At 58.6% G+C, this 5,164-nt stretch carries 6 protein-coding genes; 2 read left to right on the plus strand and 4 right to left on the minus strand.

All coding sequences use genetic code 11. The features are described 5' to 3' along the window. Nucleotides 1-188: 188 nt before the first annotated feature. On the plus strand, nucleotides 189-662 hold the full coding sequence (locus tag AC1Q5P_RS21625; RefSeq protein ID WP_492519996.1) for a hypothetical protein: 474 nt from the start codon (nucleotides 189-191) through the stop codon (nucleotides 660-662). Between the two features lie 1,792 nt (nucleotides 663-2,454). Here AC1Q5P_RS21625 and AC1Q5P_RS21630 read toward each other — a convergent pair. Then, nucleotides 2,455-2,685 carry a hypothetical protein gene (locus tag AC1Q5P_RS21630; RefSeq protein WP_492519997.1) on the minus strand — a complete coding sequence of 77 codons (231 nt, stop codon included), beginning with the start codon at nucleotides 2,683-2,685 and terminating at the stop codon, nucleotides 2,455-2,457. Between the two features lie 67 nt (nucleotides 2,686-2,752). On the opposite strand from AC1Q5P_RS21630, the gene AC1Q5P_RS21635 reads away from it, so the two are divergent. Beyond that, entirely contained in the window at nucleotides 2,753-2,986 is a 234-nt protein-coding gene (locus tag AC1Q5P_RS21635) for a hypothetical protein (RefSeq protein WP_492519998.1), read from the plus strand. Between the two features lie 443 nt (nucleotides 2,987-3,429). On the opposite strand, the gene AC1Q5P_RS21640 is transcribed toward AC1Q5P_RS21635, so the two are convergent. The 3 genes from AC1Q5P_RS21640 to AC1Q5P_RS21650 all read right to left on the minus strand — a co-directional run bounded on the left by AC1Q5P_RS21640 (nucleotide 3,430) and on the right by AC1Q5P_RS21650 (nucleotide 4,779). Continuing rightward, the gene (locus AC1Q5P_RS21640) at nucleotides 3,430-3,756 is read right to left on the minus strand and encodes a hypothetical protein (protein WP_492519999.1); all 327 of its coding nucleotides are present in this window, start codon (nucleotides 3,754-3,756) and stop codon (nucleotides 3,430-3,432) included. A 74-nt stretch (nucleotides 3,757-3,830) separates the two neighbouring features. Then, nucleotides 3,831-3,980 (minus strand): hypothetical protein, encoded by a 150-nt coding sequence (locus AC1Q5P_RS21645; RefSeq protein ID WP_492520000.1) that lies wholly within the window; start codon nucleotides 3,978-3,980, stop codon nucleotides 3,831-3,833. Further along, nucleotides 3,913-4,779 carry a hypothetical protein gene (locus AC1Q5P_RS21650; RefSeq protein ID WP_492520001.1) on the minus strand — a complete coding sequence of 289 codons (867 nt, stop codon included), beginning with the start codon at nucleotides 4,777-4,779 and terminating at the stop codon, nucleotides 3,913-3,915. The genes AC1Q5P_RS21645 and AC1Q5P_RS21650 overlap by 68 nt, the downstream gene beginning before the upstream one ends. Between the last annotated feature and the right edge of the window lie 385 nt (nucleotides 4,780-5,164).

Consider the following 5,164-nt stretch of genomic DNA (forward strand, 5'->3'; position numbering starts at 1 on the left):
GCTACGCCCGGCCTCCGCTTCCCCCCACACGTCATCTACGATGTCGCTGACCCTTCAACTGCGATGTCGCTGTGCACATGGGGCAAGCGATAGCCACTCAACCGGACCTGTTCGGGCCTCGCTGTCAGACGGCAGCGGGGCCTAATCTATGTGGGGCGAAGGTCCATGACTTTGCAGCCAGCCTCGCCTTGTCCGAAAGCTATGCCGATGCTCCGTGGTGGCTGGATATCTACCGCCGCGCATTCCCTAACCTCGTCAGTGCCGTTAGCGTGAGAAATGACGGGTGGGCACAACGCGGAGGAATTGACCGGGTTCTGACCTTGGCCTGCGGAAGAACCTACACCGTTGACGAGAAAGTCCGCAACAACGACTGGCCCGACATTCTGCTAGAGCAGTGGAGTGATGAGGCGCGCCGTTCGCCTGGATGGGTCCAAAAGCCACTGGCCTGTGATTTCATTGCATATGCGTTCGCACCTAGCCGAAAGTGCTACCTGTTGCCTGTAGCGCCTCTACAGCGGGCGTGGCGGCAGCGCGGCAGGCAGTGGGTTGAACGGTTCGGCCAGCGGCGCGCTCGAAATCCCGGTTATGTGTCGGCCAGCGTGCCTGTGCCGATTGAAACCCTGATGCCTGCAATGGCAGAAGCCATGCTTGTTCGGGCATAAAGTAGCCAGATCGACTATTGCGTCCAAATGGCGTCCACCACCCGGGTCACTTTCAATGGTCGCGATAAAAAGTGGCCCCGCCGTCAAAAACATGCGGGGCCAAGGGAAAGAGCACGACAAGTGCCCTTCGGGTCGCAGTGACCTGATGGCAGTGTCTGCTGGCACAGGATATGCCAAAAAGCACACGCATTGCAGTTTCTCCCACACTGTGGATTCGACGTCGCACCTATTAAGGCGCGCACCGGCATGCTTGCAGGCTCGATTGTATTCCGATTAGCTGCCCTCGCCCCCGGATTATCCAAGGGCTAGGGCATCACGACAACCGACTCACGCCGCCGTGATCAGAGAGAATTTGGCCAAACGCGCGGCGGCGGAAGCTTATACAGCGCGTCTGCATCCTCATTTCGAACGATTAGCGGGAGGGTCAAATTGACCCTGCACGTGCTTTATTGCGTCGATAGCGCTGCTCAGGTGGATTCCTACCATAGCCAATCTGAGACTGTCTGCCTCCCGAAGGCACAGCTCCAGCATGTCCGCTAACTCAGTCAGCCGAAGCTGAAGTTCGTACGCCGTTTGCGCTGGAAGCATGACCGACCGCCCAAGTGATCGCCTTATCTCAGGTAGATAAGCGCAGAGCTATAACTTTAGTTAAGCATAGTGCAGACGGTCCGCGATTTCTAGGCCCTCGTCTGCTTACCCTTATGCCTCCACCGACCGTCGCCTCTTTCCGTGACGGGCCGCCCACATCGATCACACAACGCCACGTAATCTCGCGCATCTACACGGATCGTCTTCCGGTCCGGAACGTGAAGATTAAGCATACACCTGAAATCTGGCATCATACGGTTGCGCCCAAAGTCGTTTTGCAGCGCATTTGCCGAGGACGCATTTAACTTTAGTTAATTCAGTCCGGAACGGATGGAAGCCGAAGGGTGTCCCAGATCAAGGTGCGTCATTTTTCGGGCGCTTGATACTGACCCACTTCTTGGCGCGGAGGCGTCGGATATCTCGCCCGCAGAACCGACACACCGAACGGTATCCCGACAAATCCTGTTTCACCGCGTCCACAGTTGGTCGGTGAAATCCCAACAAGCAGCGAATCCCCACGCACGCCTCCTTTGGCAACGGCATTATCTAGGAGCGGACCGCAGCCAAGGCATTGGATCAATACGACATACCCGCATTTGTGTGATTTTGGGACAGCATGTGCATGGTTGCGGGCCAGCGTAGGTGCCGTGTTGGACTGCGCGTCTCAGGTGTGGATCTGGGCGGCATGCAACTGGCACCACACCGCCCGTGCGGTTCAAATGCCATTGTTGACCTTGATCCAGCGACGCTCCCCAATCCGCTTGATCGCCTCGCCGCATCTTCCACAGGTTGATACATAGGAGTGCCCGTCCCACAGGATCTGCCGACCAGCGGGATCATGTCCGCGTACCTTGCAATTCACTCTCGCCATAACTTCTCGACAGCATCACATACGTCACGAGGCAGGTCGATCCGGCAACCGGTGCCCTAGGCCATCAGTGGGATCCCAGCAGGCCTAGGGCGCACGGCCCGGGAGGGTGGGGGTGAGCCGCGCGCGCTGCCACTAGCAGCAATCAAAGGGACCGTGAAGTAGCTGAAACGGCTCCGATCTGGCGGTCCAGATCGGAGCGCTTCCCGAGAGCTACTGTCAGGGATGCAGGTTTAGGAGGACCCTGCCACCCAGTCTACGAGCTACCTGCCTTTAAGTTCCCCCGCCCAAATCTGTAGACCGACAGGAGCAAGCGCTTCACCGCCGCCTGCGGCATCACATTCCGAAGGCAAGCCAGTAGAAAAGCAAAGTTGTCAGAAATACCGCTCCCGTTAGAAGCGCGGCGTACTCCGCAATCCCGACCATGAATTGATCCCCGAGCCGAAGCTTGTCATCTTCAGCTAACACCCTCAGCCAAATCGCTGCTGCGACAAAGCCGATCATGAGGGCAAAGCCGAACAGCGCAGCATCTGGATCAAAGGGGATGCGCGACTCAAAATCTTCCATATTCCAGCGTGTTGCGCGCAGGCAGGGTTAAGTCAATTATCGGGCCGTGCCGACTCAGGAGAGCGCAATGGCCCTTACCGACGCCACCGAACTGACAGACGAAGACCTCGCCGGATATGACTTTATGATGTTGCAGGCATTGGCAGCACGGCACCGGCTAGCGGACCTTCCTATCCGCATCTGGAACGAAGTCCTCGTTGAGTTGGGCAATCGCGGCTTGGCAGAGGCGCTGGAGGGCAGTCTCAGTGACGTGACCACGGCGCGGATCAAGCGGTCATATCCTCTCCCCCTGATGCAATGACACGCAGGAAGCGCAAGGAGCGACCTGACTACGGTTGGCCCGCTGCCATGAAACGCGCAACAGCCGCCGCATATCTCGACATGAGTGAGGACGCGTTTCTTCGCGAAGTTCGAGCCGGACGAATGCCCGGTTCATTTGTCCTGGGCGGCCAGAATCATTGGAGGAAAGACGCTATAGATGCTGCAATTGCGCGGCTGGAATCGCACAGCCAGGACGACCCTACCGAGCGCCTTAGGGAGAGGTTGAGGGCGGAGAAAGCCGAGCTATGACCACCCGCTCTCGCTTCTCCCAAGCCGACGTAACCCGGTTACTAAAAGCCGCGAGGGCTTCCGGCTATGCCTGCGTCAAGCTCGTGGTAACGCCTGATGGTAGGCTCGAAATCTATCTGTCCGAGGGACCGGAGCCATGGCCTGAGATGGGCGAGGAATTGATATGAGCAGCAACTATCCTCCGCCGACAAGATAACGGGTGACATAGAAGACGACGCCGCAAAGGATCATACGAGGGAGAACGTTCGCAGCCAGCAGTGACGGGAACACCTTCAGCCGGCCTTCCTCGTTTGCACGGACCACAAGATCATAAGCAGGGCCATTTGAGAGCGCCAAGGATCCCGCCACAAACGCCACGATCATTGCCCACCACAAGCTGAACCCTTTGCTGCCTGCCAAAAAAGCCAAAGCAATCATCCCAATATCGGCGGCGCATCCAAGCATCGATTTATCCCCCCAAGTCAGCCCGCCAAAAATGACTTGGCTGTAGAGGAAGATCAAGCATCGCCACCTTTCGCGCGACGACCCCTATCTATCTAAGAGACACGCGCGCGTTATCCGCGCAGCCGTTGCCATCACACAAGCGCTAGAACAGCCCTGAGAGCGCGTTCAGCTTCCCGAGCCTCCCGAGTATAGCGCCCATGCTTGAGCGCGTTCCTATTGCCCTTGGGCGCGCCTGATCCTGCGGCCCCGCCGTGCATGCGGCAGCGCTTCTTGCCCTTCACCGCTGGACACTGACACGGGTTGCCCGAACGGTTGCGCGCCAGGCATCGGGGCGCAGAGGCCAAGGATATCGGTTGCTCCCGCTTCATCGGGTCGTTCTCCATTTTTTGCATTAACCCCCTGCCCACCGGTATGGACGTTTTCTGCGATGATCGCTTGGCCACCGCGATTGTCGACATGGACATGACGCACGACCTGTTCGCCGCCACGTTGCATCTTGGTCAGGACTTCGGCTTGCCGGGTGTAGGCATTCAGCAGCTTGGCCCCCAGTGTTCCGAACATCTTCGCCTGCTCAACGTGGACTGTTCCACGCATCTGCCCGAGGGCGTACATCGCCGCATCATGGGTTGCCGCCATCTGCACGGCGAGAGCCGACTGTGCCGTATCCTTTGCATCAACGCCTTTCACAAAGGCCAGCATCGCGGAGATTGCTTTGCCAGTGTCGGGAGCGTTCGCCTTCCCTGCATAGACCGCTAGCTCGCTTATGCGCTGGTTCACAAGGGACGGCGACCGCGAGCCCATCATCTCGGCCATTCGAAGATAGAACAATGTGCTGTTGCCTTTGCTCTCGATGACTTCACCGGCTTCGCCTTGGTACACTGCCATGGAGGGCGAGACGTTCTGTTCATTCACCCATCGGGCAAGGCGTATCAGGTCCGCGCGTTCAGCTTCGCTGAGTTGATCCCACCCCGGCACCTCGTTCGCGCAGCTTTCCGCCATTTCCGCATCGACGCTTTTCGCCGTTGGCAACACGGCTGGCACCTGCCCCGGCCGAAGCTGTTTTTCCTGCTTACTAGTCATCTTCGACCTCCTACCAACCACGTGTTGTCTTGCGCCGTCCAATGAAGTCAGCCACCGCATCGACATTGCATCGATCTTCGGTTTGAGCCTGTAGGGCCTTCATTCGAAACCATTCAGGTGAATGCGCTGACACCATCGGGGCGAGCAGCAGCACACGAGGCAGTGGACCGCCTGGAATGTCCGCGGCGAGAAAGCAGCGGCCTCCAACAGCCTCCCAATCTGCGACCCAACGAGCAGCATCGAACCTCGCTGCGGAGTGTAGTTTGACAACCTCAGCCATGGCCACCTTCGGGCGGGCGCGGGGCGACCGGTAGTGTCCCACGGCGTGGTGTAGGAACACCGATCCTCGGCAGGGCCGAGGATGATCAGGCTGCCAGTGCCGGCA

It is taken from the genome of Novosphingobium sp. GW835-FHT14H07, assembly GCF_058793515.1.

Excerpts from the sequence above, each read along its gene's own strand:
- AC1Q5P_RS21630 (WP_492519997.1), bottom strand. The coding sequence starts at position 2,685 with ATGGAAGATTTTGAGTCGCGCATCCCCTTTGATCCAGATGCTGCGCTG.
- AC1Q5P_RS21635 (WP_492519998.1), top strand. The coding sequence starts at position 2,753 with ATGGCCCTTACCGACGCCACCGAACTGACAGACGAAGACCTCGCCGGA.
- AC1Q5P_RS21650 (WP_492520001.1), bottom strand. The coding sequence starts at position 4,779 with ATGACTAGTAAGCAGGAAAAACAGCTTCGGCCGGGGCAGGTGCCAGCC.